Origin of the sequence: Micrococcus sp. KRD096, assembly GCF_017168495.1 — a bacterium.
GTDB classification, from domain to species: domain Bacteria; phylum Actinomycetota; class Actinomycetes; order Actinomycetales; family Micrococcaceae; genus Micrococcus; species Micrococcus luteus.
On the sequence record NZ_JABFAY010000012.1, the window covers coordinates 36,987 to 50,522 of the forward strand.

At 71.2% G+C, this 13,536-nt stretch carries 12 protein-coding genes and 2 pseudogenes; 3 read left to right on the top strand and 11 right to left on the bottom strand.

Features of this window, described 5'->3' with window-relative positions:
* The 6 genes and pseudogenes from J1M41_RS05250 to J1M41_RS12040 all read right to left on the bottom strand — a co-directional run.
* Positions 1-383: hypothetical protein (locus tag J1M41_RS05250; RefSeq protein ID WP_206451313.1), on the bottom strand; the 383-nt coding region annotated here is incomplete at its 3' end.
* 192 nt (positions 384-575) lie between these two features.
* Entirely contained in the window at positions 576-1,013 is a 438-nt protein-coding gene (locus J1M41_RS05255) for a hypothetical protein (protein WP_241247791.1), read from the bottom strand.
* Positions 1,014-1,078: 65 nt separating this feature from the next.
* A complete protein-coding gene (locus tag J1M41_RS05260; RefSeq protein WP_020626742.1) occupies positions 1,079-1,672 on the bottom strand; it encodes a GNAT family N-acetyltransferase in 594 nt (197 codons plus the stop codon).
* 105 nt (positions 1,673-1,777) lie between these two features.
* Positions 1,778-1,941: pseudogene (locus J1M41_RS05265) on the bottom strand (transposase); the annotation flags it as partial.
* 115 nt (positions 1,942-2,056) lie between these two features.
* Positions 2,057-2,743: a helix-turn-helix domain-containing protein gene (locus J1M41_RS05270; protein WP_020626743.1), complete on the bottom strand. Its 687-nt coding sequence runs from the start codon at positions 2,741-2,743 to the stop codon at positions 2,057-2,059.
* Between the two features lie 175 nt (positions 2,744-2,918).
* Positions 2,919-3,011 (bottom strand): annotated as a pseudogene (locus J1M41_RS12040) (recombinase family protein); the annotation flags it as partial.
* A 352-nt stretch (positions 3,012-3,363) separates the two neighbouring features.
* Between J1M41_RS12040 and J1M41_RS05275 the strand changes: the two are divergent.
* The gene (locus J1M41_RS05275; RefSeq protein WP_044658673.1) at positions 3,364-4,686 is read left to right on the top strand and encodes a short-chain fatty acid transporter; all 1,323 of its coding nucleotides are present in this window, start codon (positions 3,364-3,366) and stop codon (positions 4,684-4,686) included.
* A 178-nt stretch (positions 4,687-4,864) separates the two neighbouring features.
* Here the strand turns inward: J1M41_RS05275 and J1M41_RS05280 are convergent, their stop codons facing one another.
* Together J1M41_RS05280 and J1M41_RS05285 are read right to left on the bottom strand one after the other, a co-directional pair.
* Entirely contained in the window at positions 4,865-5,506 is a 642-nt protein-coding gene (locus J1M41_RS05280) for a thymidine kinase (RefSeq protein ID WP_010079593.1), read from the bottom strand.
* A gap of 8 nt (positions 5,507-5,514) precedes the next feature.
* The gene (locus tag J1M41_RS05285) at positions 5,515-5,958 is read right to left on the bottom strand and encodes a DUF3151 domain-containing protein (protein WP_206451314.1); all 444 of its coding nucleotides are present in this window, start codon (positions 5,956-5,958) and stop codon (positions 5,515-5,517) included.
* A gap of 529 nt (positions 5,959-6,487) precedes the next feature.
* Here J1M41_RS05285 and J1M41_RS05290 point away from each other — a divergent pair.
* A complete protein-coding gene (locus J1M41_RS05290) occupies positions 6,488-7,339 on the top strand; it encodes a hypothetical protein (protein ID WP_241247764.1) in 852 nt (283 codons plus the stop codon).
* A 65-nt stretch (positions 7,340-7,404) separates the two neighbouring features.
* Here J1M41_RS05290 and aceB read toward each other — a convergent pair whose 3' ends face one another.
* Together aceB and aceA are read right to left on the bottom strand one after the other, a co-directional pair.
* A complete protein-coding gene (gene aceB / locus J1M41_RS05295; RefSeq protein WP_115165501.1) occupies positions 7,405-9,168 on the bottom strand; it encodes a malate synthase A in 1,764 nt (587 codons plus the stop codon).
* 33 nt (positions 9,169-9,201) lie between these two features.
* Entirely contained in the window at positions 9,202-10,509 is a 1,308-nt protein-coding gene (gene aceA, locus J1M41_RS05300) for an isocitrate lyase (protein ID WP_012750705.1), read from the bottom strand.
* Between the two features lie 268 nt (positions 10,510-10,777).
* On the opposite strand from aceA, the gene J1M41_RS05305 reads away from it, so the two are divergent.
* The gene (locus J1M41_RS05305) at positions 10,778-12,244 is read left to right on the top strand and encodes a helix-turn-helix domain-containing protein (protein WP_061866883.1); all 1,467 of its coding nucleotides are present in this window, start codon (positions 10,778-10,780) and stop codon (positions 12,242-12,244) included.
* A gap of 59 nt (positions 12,245-12,303) precedes the next feature.
* Here the strand turns inward: J1M41_RS05305 and fbaA are convergent, their stop codons facing one another.
* Positions 12,304-13,326 carry a class II fructose-bisphosphate aldolase gene (gene fbaA, locus J1M41_RS05310; protein ID WP_095695227.1) on the bottom strand — a complete coding sequence of 341 codons (1,023 nt, stop codon included), beginning with the start codon at positions 13,324-13,326 and terminating at the stop codon, positions 12,304-12,306.
* Positions 13,327-13,536: the final 210 nt, after the last annotated feature.

The window sequence follows — 13,536 nt, forward strand, 5'->3', positions numbered from 1 at the left end:
GGCGATGCCGTCGGGCACGCTGGGCGGGCGGAAGCATCCCACGAGGACGCCGTGCGCGCGCAGCTCCGCGGCGGTCCAGGGCCGATCCCTGGGACCGCGCGTTCGCCGCGCTCGAGGACTGCTGCCTCGCAGTCGACAAGGCCCCCGACGGCAACCCGGCCGAGGCCAAGGAGGCCGTGAAAATCCTCACCGAACATCCCAAGGCCGCCCACGACGGCATCGAGCACCCCCGAGGGGCGCTGGCCTTCCTCGTGCTCGGCCTGATCTTCGCCGGCGACCCCTACGCGCGCCAAGCGCAAGCAGACCGCCCGCTCGGCCCGCCGCGAGTCCGGGTTCTCCACCGCGACCCGCGCCAGCTGATCCGTGGCCACGAACACCGCCACCGGGTGGGTGCGTGGCTACACCTATTAAGTCGTCGGCAGCGTCAGATGTTTATAAGAGACGGGGGGGGTCCTGGGTGGCGGTCATGCGGGCCTCTCCGGTGGGCGGGGCTCGGCCCCGGGTGGGTCTGACTCGAGGGACTCTAACAGTGTTCATTGAACAGTGTTCAGGAGCGGGGGGCCATGACCCCGACGTCAGCGCCCGTGCCGGTCCAGAGGGACCGGCTCGGGCCGAGGCTGCTCCTCGAACGTCGTCGTCGCCGCGAGGATGCCGTGGGCGGCGGCAGCGAGCACCGCGCCGAGCAGACCGGCCACGACCGCCCGGACGCCGGCGTCGTCGATCGCGTTCAGCACCAGCCCCGGAATGACCGCGGCCCCCATCAGCAGCATCACCCACGCGGTGGAGCCGGCTCCGGCGTCAAACACGTTGCGGCGAGCCTGCTCCGCCTCGACCCGGTGATGCACCCCTCGCAAGGCGAGCATCGCCCCGAGGGCCGTGACGGCCACCAGCGTCAAACCCCACCCCAGTCCCAGATCCTGCCGCAGCCCCGCGAACACACCAGCCGAACCCACCAGGGGAGGTGCCACACCGATGCGCCACCGCCACTCACGCTCATTCCCCACCCGGCTCACAGCCCCCTGCTGGCACACGGCCCTCGGCGGTGGAGCGGCAGATCATGCGGTCGTGGCCGCCGGGATCACTCCTGCGTAAGGGGCGAATGGAACTCCGAGGCGAGCATCGCGTAGGTGGCGCCATCCACCCAGCCGCGCGTGAGATGCAGAGACTCCTCCTTGAACGTGCCCTCGTGACGCATCCCCACCTTCTCCATGATGCGCAGACTCGGAGCGTTGTCCGCGAAGGCATGAGCCTCCACGCGTCGCACACCCAGATCGTCGAACGCGAAGCCCAGCAGGGCTCGCGCAAGCTCGGTGCCATAGCCCTGCCCGGCCTGGCGCGGATCGATCGTCCAGCCGAGCTCGGCCTGGGCGTCCCGGGCTTCCTCCTGCGGGCCGTCCTGACTCCACGCGTCCTGCACCGCGACCTTCCCGACACCGACGATGACGTCTCCGGCCCGCACGGTGAGGCGGTCCCCCGCCCCGAGGTAGGACTCGCGCAGCGCGCCCTCACTCTCCGGACGGCCCGAGGTCCACGTCCACACCTGCTCGAGACGGCAGAAGCCCCACACGGCGGGTGCATCGAGACCCCGGAACGGGGTGAGGGTCAGCCGGCGGGCTCGCAGCGGGAAGCAGACGCCTCGACTCGCGGCGAGCTCCAGGAGAGGGGTGGCCATGACAGACAGGGTACGAACAAAAGTCCTCGAGTCAGCCCCCGGACAGACCAGTGCCCACACCCTGCGTCGATGTCAGATCCACGCGGCCTCTCAGGGCCCGTTGACCTCGGGCAGATCCCGCCACGGAGTCCCGCACCTGCACCGGTAGATGATCGCTTCGACCATCGTGCGGGCATCCGAGAAGGGCCGGCCCTGCCGGCCCGTGCGATCTGGAGCAGCGGGGCGATCAGCTCCGATCGGGCGTCGAAGACGACCTGGAACCGGGACATGGCTCCCCGGATCTCAGCGGGTCCCTGGAGCCATTCTCAGACACGCCCTAGGCCATCTCCAGCGCCGAGGCCCGCCTCACATCCGAGGAGGTCCTCCACGCTCAGGTGACGCGGCTCAGACACGATGCAACAGTCGATCGAGGGCCTCTCGCCCGGCGGCCCGCTCACGGACGTCGTCGGAGTCCATGAGGTCCAGCGCCACGACTGTTTCAGTGCGAAGCAGGGCGGAGGGATCCACGGGGGCAGGTATGTGTCGGATCACCACTTCCCCCGCCGCCGAGGCGTCGAGGCGGAGCCGCGACTGGAGAGCCTCCAGGTCGCCGAGCAGATAGCCCTCCTCCCGCTGGTTCCCTTCGACAGCGGCGAGCCCGAAGCGGCGGGCGAGATCCGACTGATCCAGGGCGGACACCCCCGAGGGCACGAGAACGTCGGCGAGCTTGGCTCGGGCTCGAGGCGAGGCGTGGAACCGGTGGGGCCGGGCCCTGTTCTCAGCCAGTCGGTGCATCTCGGCAGCGGTGAGCGTTCGCAGCCGGGAGCGCAGACGGGAGATCCGCGGCTGGTCGAGGAAGGCCCGTCCGTTTCCTCCGGCAAGGAGGTCGACGGCGGCCCAGGCGGTCCGCGGAGCCCAGGTGCGGCCGATACCCGGCGCCCTGCGGGCACGACGGGCCAGGGCACGCTCATCGATGAACCAGGATTCTCCGAGGCGGCGGGCCGGCACATCACCGTCCTCGACGAGGCGCCGCACATAGCGGTCGGAGACCTTGAGGCGCTCGGCGGCCTCCCCCACCGTCAGAAGAGTCATGCAAGAAGAGTACCGGAGCCGGACCTGTTCATGCATGCCCGGGGAGCCCTGACTTTGAGACCCTGTCATGCCATGCACCGAGAGCGCGTGGCCCTCTCACCAGAGCCGTACTCCACCAGAGCGGAGACGGAAGGGCCATCGACAGCAGCGCCTGGAAGGGGGCAACACACCCTGGGGCGATCCCTTCGGCCTGGCGCTCCTTGATCCTTCGACGCTCGAACTCAGCGAATGCGGCCTTGATGCCGAGCATGAGTCCGGCTACGGGGGAAGTGCCGGGCCTGGGCACCGTGATCCCACTCGGTCGAGACCCGTACGGTGCATCCCTTGTCGGTGAGCCCGTCCACGCTCGCGTACAGATTCCGGGTGACCCGGCCGAGCCGGGCCACGACGTCGTCGACCGCTGGGGAATCGACCGCCGACGCACTCTCGTCGTCTAGCGCCCGGCCAGAGACGTGGCCCAGGCCCTGCCCACGACGATCGAGCGCCTAGAGTGATCCACATCACTCTCGCCGTGGCCTCTCACCCTGAACAGGAGCCTCATGTCCGCCACGTCCACACGTCCGCCCACACCCGGACCCTCGGGCCGTACCGCCCGCGAGGGCACGTTCTTCAGCCGCGCCATGCGCCCGCTGAACACGACGATGGAGCGGTTCATCCCGTCCTCGCTCGTGTTCACCATCGTGCTCACGTTCGCGGTGGCAGCCCTGTGCCTGCTGCTCACTCCGGCCGGGCCGGCCGACGTCGTCGTGGGCTGGGGTGACGGTCTGTCCGGACTGCTGGCGTTCATCACGCAGATGGCGCTCGTGCTCATGCTCGGACACATCCTGGCGAACACCGGCCCGGTGCGCCGTCTGCTCGCCAGGCTCGCCAGCATTCCCCGCACGCCCCTGGCCGCCTACATCTTCGTGTTCGTGGTGGCGGCGGCGGCCTCCCTCATCACGTGGGGCCTGGGCCTGGTGGTGGGTGCGCTGCTGGCCAAGGAGGTCGCGGCGCAGGCCCGTGAGCGCGGGCTGGTCCTGCACTTCCCGATGCTGGTGGCCGCCGGGTTCTCCGGGTTCGTGGTGTGGCACATGGGGTACTCGGGCTCCGGCCCGCTGACGGCCGCCACCCCCGGTTCGTTCCTCACGGAGAGCCTGGACGGCCGGACGGTCCCGGTCTCGGAGACCACCTTCTCCTGGTGGAACATCACCGCCGCCGTGGTGACCGTGCTCGTCGTGGCCCTGGCCCTGTTCCTCGTCGCCCCGCGCGCCGGGGACCGGATCGTGGAGCTGGAGATCGACGCGCGGGACCAGGACGCCGTGCCCGCACCGGAGATCGAGACGCCGGCGGACCGCCTCGACGCCTCCCGTGTCCCCACGCTCCTCGTGGGCGCCATGCTCGTGGTCTATCTGGTGATGCACTTCGTCGGCGGCGGCACCCTCACCCTGGACATCGTCAACTGGTCCTTCCTCGCGCTGATCCTGCTGCTAGTGCGCAGCCCGCACGAGCTGATCGGCCTCACCCAGTCGGCCGCGTCCAACGTGGGCGAGATCCTGCTGCAGTTCCCCCTCTACGCGGGCATCCTCGGCATGATGACGACCACCGGCCTGGTGGCGGTGCTCTCGGACGCCTTCGTGGCGATCTCGAACCCGGTGACGTTCGGCCTGCTGGCATTTCTGGCCGCGGGCCTCGTGAACTTCTTCGTCCCCTCCGGCGGCGGACAGTTCGCCGTGCAGGGCCCGATCATGCTCCAGGCCGGCGACGCGCTCGGCGTGGACCCGGCCATCACCATCATGGCCGTCTCCTACGGCGACCAGTGGACCAACATGATCCAGCCGTTCTGGGCGATCCCCCTTCTGGCGATCGCCGGGCTGAAGATGCGCGACATCCTGGGGTACACCACGGTCGTGCTGCTCGCGTCGGGGCTCGTCTTCGGCGGCACGCTCCTGCTCGTCTCGCTCTGACCCGATCGGCCGATGCCGGACGTGGCAGGACAGACGAAGGGCCCCGGGATCACCGGGGCCCTTCGCCTGTCATCACTCGCACCTTCATCACTCGCACCTCGATGAAGTGGTTCCACCGTACGAACCGAGCATGGGCGCAGCCGTCACGCAGCCTGGCAGTTGCCTGGCAATGGCCGCCTCAGCCCAGGGCACCGCCGGACTCCGCCAGGTAGCACGTGCCGCACAGGGACTCGTAGGTCACCTGGACACCGTCGATCGCCACCTGGTCCCCCTCGAACACGAAGTGCTCGGCGCCCGTGGCCGGGTCAACGACCTTGCGCGTGTTGAACACCGCCTTCCGGCCGCACCGGCAGATGGTCTTCAGCTCCTCGAGGGAGTGCGCCAGCTCCAGCAGCCGCGCGGAGCCCGGGAAGGAGCGGGTGCGGAAGTCGGTGCGCAGTCCGTAGGCGATCACGGGGACGCCGTCGAGCACGGCGATGCGCAGCAGGTCGTCCACCTGCGCCGGCTCGAGGAACTGTGCCTCGTCCACGAGCAGACACGCCACGGGCGGGGCCTCCACGTGCCCCACGAGGGCGTCCGGGTCGTCACCGGTGGCGTGCCGGCGGAACAGCTCCCGCACGTCCGCGCCCGCCGGGACGAGGAAGTCCACGGCGCGGGTCACACCGAGGCGGGAGACGACGTCGCCCTCCCCCTTCACGTCCACCTCCGGCTTGGCCAGCAGCACCCGCTGGCCGCGCTCCTCGTAGTTGAAGGCGGCCTGCAGCAGGCCCGTGGACTTGCCGGAGTTCATGGCCCCGTAGCGGAAGTAGAGCTTGGCCACGGCTCCGCTCAGCCCCGGGCGCGGCCCTGGTCGGCCTCGATCTGGTCCGCCGCCGTGGGGTCCGAATCCCGCAGGAAGGTGCGGATGCGCTCGACCTCCTCGGACTCCCCGATCCCGGCGGCCGCGCGGCCCAGCGCGTACAGGGCGCGCAGGAAGCCCCGGTTGGGCTCGTGGGCGTACGGCACCGGGCCGGCGCCGCGCCACCCCGCCCGGCGCAGCGCGTCCAGACCCCGGTGGTAGCCGACGCGGGCGTACGCATAGGAGTCCACGGTCCGGCCCTCGGCCCACGCGTCCTCCGCCATGAGCGCCCACACCAGGGAGGACTCGGGCGCCACCGGCACGATGTCCTCGGGCAGGTCACCGGCCTCGAGCCGGGCCAGCACCTCCGGCTCCTCCGGCAGGCGCGTGGCCGGCGGCTCCATCAGGTTCTTGCCGATCAGGGACTCGGACATGGGATGCCTCTTCTCCTCGCGGACGATGCGGTCGCGGCCGAGTCTATCGACGGCGCCGGACGCCGGACGGGTCGCCGTCGCCGTCCCCGCGTCCAGGACGGTCCGGTACCGTAGGCGCAGCGTCCGTCCGCCGCCCCACGCTCCCGGGGCCGGGCCGCCGATGCCGTCGAAGGAGCCCCCATGACCCACCCGCCGTGCCCCGCTGGCCGTCGGCGTCGCCGCCCTCGCCCTCGCCCTGGCCGGCTGCGGCTCGGCCGGCCAGTCCGGTGAGCCCGCCTCGTCGACCGCCGCGGCGCCCAGCGGATCGGCGGCCTCGGCCGCGGCCGGCTCGGCCACGGAGAGCCCCACCGACCCCGCGTCCGCCGCGGCGTCCCGCGTCCGTGAGGCCCTCGCGTCGGAGTCCGCCGAGGGCACCCCGCGCGCCGAGCCGCGTCAGGCGTTCGAGACCGTCGGCCCGGGCATCAAGGACGGCGCCGCCACCGAGGCCTGGAAGAACACGGCCGCGGTCCGCAACGACACCGTCTCCGTGATGGACTGCACGCGCGACGTCCTGGACCAGCGCACCCTGGACGCCGTCGCCACGCACATCCCGGACAGCTCGAACATCGAGATCGTGCAGCTGTTCGCCTCGCAGGACGAGACCCACGAGTTCCTCACCTGCGTCTACAACGGCTACTTCGAGTACAGCCCCGGCATGCCCCTGGCGCAGGTCCACTACCAGCACAACCGGGACGGCTCCCGCCTGGAGTGGTGCCAGGAGGAGCCCGCCGCCGTGGCGGACGAGTACACGTTCGACCCGAAGACCGGCAAGGGGCTGCTCGCCCTGCTGCGCCCCGGCATGGTCGGCGGCCAGGACGGCGCCCCCCTGCTGCCCCAGCGCACCGCGTGGGCCTGCTCCGAGGACGGCAGTGAGATGGTCTCCGTGACCATGGGCTCCATGGAGGGCTTCGGTGACGCCAACGGCGGCCTCACCCAGGTGAAGAACTCGCCGGTCGCGCAGAGCACCACCCTCGTCACCGAGACCCGCGACCACCTCGCGGACACCGTGCTGAAGGACGCCGGGGACTTCCAGGAGGTCATCAAGCTCAGCTCGCCGTTCTTCCTGAACGCGCAGATGGACGAGGAGGCCCTGGCCCAGGCCCGGGAGATCCCCACCGGCCGCGTGCCCGACGAGCTGCTGAACAACCAGTCCACGATCGACCGCCCCGAGGGCGCCCCCGGCCCCGTGGCCCCCGGCCAGCCGCCGCGGCCGTTCCAGGGTGCCGCGCGGGAGGCCGCCGAATCCCAGCGGGCCGCGGAGGCGTCCGCCTCGGCGTCGGCCAGCCCGTCACCGACGAAGTCGGCTTCGGCCTCCCCGTCCCCCTCCACGTCCGGGGACTGACACCCGGCACGACGACGGCCGGTCACCTCGTGAGGTGACCGGCCGTCGTCGTGGGGCCCGGCGGATCAGGCCTTCGCCGCGGCGTCGTCCTGACCGGCGAAGTGCCGGCGGTACGCGCCCAGGGTGAGGAACGCCGGGTACTCCGGCGGCAGGGCCGACTCGCAGAACACGCGCACCGCGTCCTCGAACCGGTGGCCCTCGGGCAGCGGGCCGGCGAGGATCCGAGCGTGCTCCTCGCGGATCAGCTGCTCCATCCAGCCGCGGTTGGCGGTCCGCACGCCGCCCTCGGTCAGCTGCACACCGGTGCCGTTGTGTGCCCACTGCCAGATCTGGGACCGGGAGATCTCCGCCGTGGCGGCGTCCTCCATGAGTCCGTGGATCGCGGCGGCGCCGTTCCCCCGCAGCCAGGACTCGATGTAGCGGATCCCGACCTCGATGTTCATCCGCACGCCGGCCTCGGTCACCGAGCCCGTGGTCGCGGCGACGTCGAGCAGGGCGGCCTCGTCCGGCACCACGTCCTCGCGGCGGCGGGTGCGGATCTGGTTCGGGGCCTCGCCGAGCACGGCGTCGAACTCCTCCCGGGCGACCGGCACGAGGTCCGGGTGCGCCACCCACGAGCCGTCGAAGCCGTCGCCGGCCTCGCGGGCCTTGTCCGCGCGCACCTTCTCCAGCGCGGCGGCGTTGGCCTCCTCGTTCCGGCGGTCCGGGATCACGGCGGACATGCCGCCGATCGCCGAGGCGCCGCGCCGGTGGCAGGCCCGGACCAGCTGCTCCGTGTAGGCCCGCATCATCGGCTGCGTCATGGTCACCTCCGAGCGGTCCGGGAGGACGAACTCGGCCCCGCGGTCCCGGAAGTTCTTGATGATGGAGAAGATGTAGTCCCAGCGGCCGGCGTTCAGGCCAGCGGCGTGGTTGCGCAGCTGGTACAGGATCTCCTCCATCTGGAACGCCGCGGTGATCGTCTCGATCAGCACGGTGGCCCGGATGGTGCCCTGGGGGATGCCCAGCTCGTCCTGCGCCGCCACGAACACGCAGTTCCACAGCCGCGCCTCGAGATGGGACTCGAGCTTGGGCAGGTAGAAGTACGGGCCGTGGCCGCGGCGGATCAGCTCGTCGGCGTTGTGGAAGAAGTACAGGCCGAAGTCCACGAGGGCACCGGCCATCGGCTCGCCGTCCACGCGGATGTGGTCCTCGATGAGGTGCCAGCCGCGGGGGCGGACGATGATGGTCGGCCGGTCCGTGAGCTCGCGCTCGCGCAGCCGGTACTCCTTGCCCTCGGGGGAGGTGAAGTCGATCTGGTCGCGGATCGCGTCGAACAGGTTGACCTGCCCGTCCAGCATCCGGTCCCAGGACGGCGTCGAGGAGTCCTCGAAGTCGGCGAGCCAGCCTGAGGCGCCCGAGTTGAGGGCGTTGATCGTCATCTTCCGATCCACGGGGCCGGTGATCTCCACGCGGCGGTCCTGCAGGCCGGGGGCCAGCGGCGCCACCCGCCAGGAGTCGTCCTCGCGGACCCGGCGGGTGGACCGCAGGTAGTGCGGGTTCCAGCCGTCGGTGATGCGGCGCCGGGTGTACTCCCGCTCCTCGAGCAGCCGCCGGCGGCGGTCCTCGGCCAGCCGGTGCAGGCGGCCGAGGAACGCCAGCGCCTCGTCCGTGAGGATCTCGGCCTGCCGCCCGTCGACCGGCCCGTGGACGGTCACCACGGGGGCGGCGCCCTCGGGGATGACGACGGGGATGGCCTGGGTGCTCACGTCATGCGGCAGGGGCGTGTGCTCCCGAACGTCGTCGGCATGGATCTCGTGCAGGGTGGGGGTCGTGGTCTGCGGGCTCATGGGACTGCCTCCTCGCGGTCTCGGCTGAGCGGATCAGTGGAACTGGCCGGACTCCGTGGAGCCCGCCAGGGCCACCGTGGAGCTGTCCGGGTTGATGGCGGTGGACACGGCGTCGAAGTAGCCGGTGCCGACCTCGCGCTGGTGCTTGGTCGCGGTGTAGCCGCGGGCCTCGTCGGCGAACTCGCGCTCCTGCAGCTCGACGTACGCGGACATCTGGCGCTCGTTGTATCCCTTGGCCAGGTCGAACATCGAGTGGTTCAGGGCGTGGAAGCCGGCCAGCGTGATGAACTGGAAGGTGTAGCCCATGGCGCCCAGCTCGCGCTGGAACTTGGCGATGGTGTCGTCGTCGAGGTTCTTCTTCCAGTTGAAGGACGGCGAGCAGTTGTAGGCCAGCATCTGGTCCGGGAACTCGGCCTTGACGGCCTCGGCGAACTTCCGGGCCAGCTCGAGGTCCGGCGTGCCGGTCTCCATCCAGATCAGGTCCGCGTGGGGGGCGTAGGCCTTGGCGCGGGCGATGCAGGGCTCGACGCCGTTGCGGACCTTGTAGAAGCCCTCCGCGGTGCGCTCACCGGTGATGAACTCGGCGTCGCGCTCGTCCACGTCCGAGGTGATCAGGGTGGCCGCCTCGGCATCGGTGCGGGCGATGATCACGCTGGGCACGTCGGCGACGTCGGCGGCCAGGCGGGCGGCGTTGAGCGTGCGGATGTGCTGGCCGGTGGGGATGAGCACCTTGCCGCCGAGGTGGCCGCACTTCTTCTCGGAGGCCAGCTGGTCCTCCCAGTGCACACCGGAGGCGCCGGCGGTGATCATCGACTTCATGAGCTCGTAGGCGTTGAGCGGGCCGCCGAAGCCGGCCTCGGCGTCGGCCACGATCGGCACGAGCCAGTCCTCGACGCTGCTGACGCCCTCGGCGTGCTCGATCTGGTCCGCGCGCAGCAGGGCGTTGTTGATGCGGCGCACCACCTGCGGCACGGAGTTGGCCGGGTACAGGGACTGGTCCGGGTACGTGTGGCCAGAGAGGTTGGCGTCCGCGGCGACCTGCCAGCCGGAGAGGTAGATGGCGCGCAGCCCGGCCTTGACCTGCTGGACGGCCTGGTTGCCGGTGAGGGCGCCGAGGGCGTTGGTGAACTCACCGCGGGCGTTCTCGTCCTTCAGCTGGGTCCACAGCTTCTCGGCGCCGCGGCGGGCCAGCGTGTGCTCCTCCTGGATGCGGCCGCGGAGACGGACGACGTCCTCGGCGGTGAAGCTGCGCTCGACGCCGGCCCAGCGGGGGTTGTTGTCCCAGTCGTGCTGGAGCTGTTCGGCGGAGGCGGGAGTGGAGTGGTGGGGCTGGGTGGTCATGACGTCCTCCTGAGGATCGGTCCGGTTCGTGAAGGGTTCGGTGCGACGTGTCCGTCGCTGCCGTTGACATCCACCTTGGCCCCGGGCAAGGCCCTCTGGAGCACAAAATCGGTGGAAACTCCGGCCGTTCCTGCCACTGGGTCAGAACGTGACAGTCCTTGCGCCCCCATGTGGCATGGATCACGGCAACGGCCCCCCGCTTGTCAAGAATGTGACTTTCTTTCCGAAACACGTGATCTCCTCCCCGGTTCCGTCTACAGTTCCGCGCATGATGACCCGCCCGCTTCCCGAGGACAGCGCGACCGTGGACGCCGTCGCGCTGGGCCGCCGCGTCCGGCACCTGCGCAAGCAGGCCGGCCTCACCCTGGACCAGCTCGCGGAGCGCACGGGAGTGAGCGGCTCGCACCTGTCCCTCGTGGAGAACGCCCGCCGCGAGCCGCGGCTCTCGCTGGTCCAGCGGATCGCGGAGGTCCTGGGCGTGCCGGTCGAGGACCTGCTCACCGGCCGGGCCCCCACCCGTCGGGCCGAACTGGAGATCGAGGTCGAACGGTTCGCGCGCTCGGAGCACTACGCCTCCCTCGGCCTGCCGCCGCTGCGCATCGGGCCGCGCACCCCCACCGAGGTCCTCGAGGTGATCGCGGGGCTGGAGGCCGAGCTGCGCCGTCGCCTGGAGGAGCAGGCCGCCACCCCCGAGGAGGCGCGCCGCGCCAACGCCCAGCTGCGCGCCCGGATGCGCGCGGTGGACAACCACTACCCCGACCTCGAGGCCGAGGCGCATCGACTGCTCGACGCGATCGGCCACACGGGCGGGCCGCTGGGCCTGCACGCGGTCTCGGAGCTGGCCGAGCACCTCGGCTTCACCCTGCGCTTCGTCCCGGACCTGCCGCACTCCACGCGCTCCGTCACAGACCTCAAGCACGGGCGCATCCACATCAGCGGCTCCCGCTCCTCGGACCACGACCGCCGCACCGTGGTGCTCCAGGCCCTCGCCGCCGCCGTCCTGGGCCACGGCGAGCCGCGGGACTACGAGGACTTCCTCGCCCAGCGTGTGGCGGTGAACTACCTGGCGGGCGCGCTGCTCATGCCGCAGCGGGCGGCGTCGTCGCTGCTGCGGGCCGCCCAGAAGCGCCGGGACCTGTCCGTGGACGACCTGAAGGACGCGTTCGGCGTCTCCTACGAGGCCGCCGCGCACCGGTTCACCAACCTGGCCACCGTGGACCTGGGCATCCGCTGCCACTTCCAGAAGGTCCACGAGACCGGGGTGATCCACAAGGCCTACGAGAACGACGGGATCGTGTTCCCCGCCGACCACACCGGTGCGATCGAGGGCCAGCAGGCGTGCCGGAAGTGGGGCGCGCGGCAGGCCTTCTCCCGCAACGACCGGTTCCGCGCCCACGCCCAGTACACGGACTCGCCCAACGGGACGTTCTGGTGCACCTCGATGATCGAGAACGGCCCCGACGGACTGTTCGCCCTCTCCGTGGGCACCCCGTTCGAGCATGCCCGGTACTTCCGCGGCGCGGACACCCGCCACCGGGTCACCTCCACGTGCCCGGATCCGCGCTGCTGCCGCCGCCCCGACCCCGAGCTCGAGGCCGCGTGGGGCGGGCACGTGTGGCCCGCGGCCCGCATGCACGCGCATCTGCTGGCGGCCATGCCCACGCAGACCTTCCCCGGTGTGGACGAGCGTGAGGTCTTCGAGTTCCTCCAGGCCCAGGAGGAGCGGGAGGGCTGAGGACGACGCCGGCCCGCACCCTCACGCGAGGGTGCGGGCCGGCGCGGCGGACGGCGGGGTCAGCCGATGCTCTTGCCGGCCGAGTTCAGCTCGGTGCAGGCCTGGACCACGCGGGCGGCCATGGCCTCCTCGGCCTTGGCGCCCCACACGCGGGGGTCGTACTGCTTCTTGTCGCCGACCTCGCCGTCGACCTTCAGGACGCCGTCGTAGTTCTCGAACATGTGCCCGGCCACCGGGCGGGTGAACGCGTACTGGGTGTCCGTGTCCACGTTCATCTTCACGACGCCGTACTCCACCGAGTCGGCGATCTCCTGGGCGGCGGAGCCGGAGCCGCCGTGGAACACGAGGTCGAACGGGCGCTCCCTGCCGAACTTCTCGCCCACGGCCTGCTGGATCTCCTGCAGGATCTCCGGGCGCAGCTTCACGTTGCCCGGCTTGTAGACGCCGTGCACGTTGCCGAAGGTCAGCGCGGTGAGGTAGCGGCCGTGCTCCCCGAGGCCGAGGGCCTCCACGGTGGCGATGCCGTCCTGGACGGTGGTGTAGAGCTTCTCGTTGATCTCGTGGGCCACGCCGTCCTCCTCGCCGCCCACGACGCCGATCTCCACCTCGAGGATCTGCTTGTTGGCGTGGGTGCGCGCGAGCAGCTCGCGGCCGATCCGCAGGTTCTCCTCGAGGGTCTCGGCGGAGCCGTCCCACATGTGGGAGTTGAAGATCGGGTCGCGCCCGGCCTTCACCTCCGCCTCGGAGGCGTCCAGCAGGGGCAGGACGAAGCCCTCGAGCTTGTCCTGGGGGCAGTGGTCCGTGTGCAGGGCGATGTTCACGGAGTACTTCTTGGCGACCTCGCGCGCGAACGCGGCGAAGGCCAGCGAGCCGGCGACCATGTCCTTCACGGAGGAGCCGGAGAAGTAGGCGGCGCCGCCGGTGGAGACCTGGATGATGCCGTCCGAGCCGGCCTCGGCGAAGCCGCGGATGGCGGCGTTCAGGGTCTGGGAGCTGGTGACGTTGATCGCCGGGTAGGCGAAGGCGCCGTTCTTGGCGGCGTCGATCATCTCGGCGTACTTCTCCGGGGATGCGATGGGCATGCTGCAGCTCCTAGGCGTCGTCGACTCGGGCAGGCGGGGGGAGCGCGGCGAGCGCGACACCCTCGGGCTCATCCTATCCGCGCGGCCGGACCCGCCCCAGGGTCCCGGACCCGACGGCGACGCCGGCCTGGGCACGACCCCGCCGTTGGCTTAGGGTGAGCGGCGTCACATTCGCATCCGAGAGACCGGAGACCGCCATGGCCCCCGCCC